We start from the raw sequence: 2,383 nt of genomic DNA, 5'->3' as shown, positions 1-2,383 counted from the left end.
GCCCGGTTACATTCCGAACCCGGAAGCTAAGCCTTTCAGCGCCGATGGTACTGCAGGGGGGACCCTGTGGGAGAGTAGGACGCCGCCGAACAATTCTTCATAGGACCTCTGGTCCCAGCGTTCACGCTGGGACCAGAGGTCCTTTTGTTTTTTGCTTGACTTTTCCGATGCGCGGCAGAGTGCCGGCTGCGCGAGAATGACTGCAGTACCCGAAGACAGGAGTCACGACGATGTCCACCAACTCTCCCGACGACCGTCCGGAGCGCGAGCCGCGTCGCAGGGACGGTGCCGGTGGCGACCGGGGCGGCTTCCGTGGGCCGCGCCGGGATGACAACCGTGGCGGTGGCGGCTTCCGCCGTGACGACAACCGTGGCGGTGGTTTCCGCCGTGATGACCGTGGTGGCGACAGCCGTGGCGGGGACAACCGTGGTGGCGGCTTCCGTCGCGACGACCGTGGTGACAACCGCGGTGGGGACAACCGTGGCGGTGGCTTCCGTCGCGACGACCGCGGTGGCGACAACCGTGGCGGTGGCGGTTTCCGCCGTGACGACCGTGGCGGCGACAACCGTGGTGGCGGTTTCCGTCGCGACGACCGGCGTGATGAGCGTCCGTCGTTCCGTCGGGACGAGCGTCCCTCCTATGGGCAGCGTGACGACAACCGTGGTGGCGGCGGTTTCCGTCGCGACGACCGTGGCGGGGACAACCGCGGTGGCGGCTTCCGCCGTGACGACCGTGGTGGCGACAGCCGTGGCGGGGACAACCGTGGTGGCGGCTTCCGTCGCGACGACCGGCGTGATGAGCGTCCGTCGTTCCGTCGGGACGAGCGTCCCTCCTATGGGCAGCGTGACGACAACCGTGGTGGCGACAACCGTGGTGGCGGGTTCCGCCGTGACGACCGTCGCGATGAGCGCCCGTCCTCGTTCCGTCGCGACGACCGGCCCTCGTACCCCTCGCGTGACGACAACCGTGGTGGCGGTGGCTTCCGTCGCGACGACCGCGGTGGCGACAACCGTGGCGGTGGCTTCCGCCGTGACGACAACCGTGGCGGCGGTTTCCGCCGTGACGACCGTGGTGGCGACAGCCGCGGTGGCGACAACCGTGGTGGCGGCTTCCGTCGCGACGACCGGCGTGATGAGCGTCCGTCCTCGTTCCGTCGCGACGACCGGCCCTCGTACCCCTCGCGTGACGACCGTGGCGGCGACAGCCGTGGTGGCGGCTTCCGTCGTGACGACCGGCGTGATGAGCGTCCGTCGTCGTTCCGTCGGGACGACAGCCGTGGCGGTGGCTTCCGTCGCGACGACCGCGGTGGCGACAGCCGTGGCGGCGGCTTCCGCCGTGACGACCGCGGTGACCGGGGCGGCGACCGCGGTGGGTTCCGCGGCCGGGACGACCGGGGCGGCTTCGGGCGTCGTGACGACCGGGACCGCGGTGACCGCGCGCCCATCAAGCGTCTGCCGATCCCGCCGGAGGTCACCGGTGAGGAGATCGACCCGGATGTGCGCCAGGAGCTCATGAGCCTGCCCAAGGGGCTCGCCGAGGACGTCTCGCGCAACCTCGTCATGGTCGCCCAGCTGATCGACGAGGACCCGGAGAAGGCGTACGGGTACTCGCGCGTCGCCCTGCGGCTCGCGTCCCGTGTCGCGGCCGTCCGCGAGGCCGCCGGCTTCGCCGCGTACGCAACGCAGAAGTACTCCGAGGCGCTGGCCGAGTTCCGTGCCGCGCGTCGGATGAGCGGCGGTGTCGAGCTGTGGCCCGTCATGGCCGACTGCGAGCGCGGCCTCGGCCGGCCCGAGCGCGCCCTCGCCATGGCCGGTGAGCCCGAGGTGCAGAAGCTGGACAAGGCCGGGCAGGTCGAGATGCGGCTCGTCGCCGCCGGCGCCCGCCGGGACATGGGTCAGCTCGACGCGGCCATCGTGACGCTGCAGAGCCCCGAGCTCGCCTCCGGCGCCGTGCACCCGTGGACCGCGCGCCTGCGGTACGCGTACGCCGACGCGCTGCTCGCCGCCGGCCGTGAGCGCGAGGCCCGCGAGTGGTTCGCCAAGGCCCTGGAGGCCGACAAGGACGGCGCCACGGACGCGTCCGACCGGCTCGCCGAGATGGACGGGGTCGAGTTCGTCGACGCGATCGACGAGTCCGAGGACGATGTCGAGAACGAGTCCGAGGAGTCGGGTGTCGTCGAGGTCGACGACATCGAGATCGACGACGAGGACGACGAGGACGAGGACGACGACGAGCGGGACGGCGACAAGGGCTGATCCCCTGGCGTAGCGAGAAGGGGGGGGACCGGTGGGTGTCGCCGTTCTGCGTTTCCGCGCTTTGGTTGGTTTCGTCCCACACCCAGCTGCGCAGGGACAAGCCCATTGCTCGCTTTCGTCTCAAAGGA

1 protein-coding gene, 1 rRNA gene and 1 pseudogene are annotated in these 2,383 nt (G+C 70.8%); all 3 read left to right on the top strand.

All coding sequences use genetic code 11. The features are described from left to right. Positions 1-91, top strand: a 5S ribosomal RNA gene (rrf, locus tag ACZ7HT_RS24985); the annotation flags it as partial. A gap of 139 nt (positions 92-230) precedes the next feature. After that, positions 231-1,091: pseudogene (locus ACZ7HT_RS24980) on the top strand (tetratricopeptide repeat protein); the annotation flags it as partial. A 360-nt stretch (positions 1,092-1,451) separates the two neighbouring features. Then, entirely contained in the window at positions 1,452-2,255 is an 804-nt protein-coding gene (locus ACZ7HT_RS24975; RefSeq protein ID WP_471169853.1) for a tetratricopeptide repeat protein, read from the top strand. The last annotated feature ends 128 nt before the right edge of the window (positions 2,256-2,383 follow it).

Source organism: Streptomyces sp. NPDC037410 (assembly GCF_055602235.1).
This window is presented reverse-complemented; position numbering and strand designations above follow the sequence as displayed.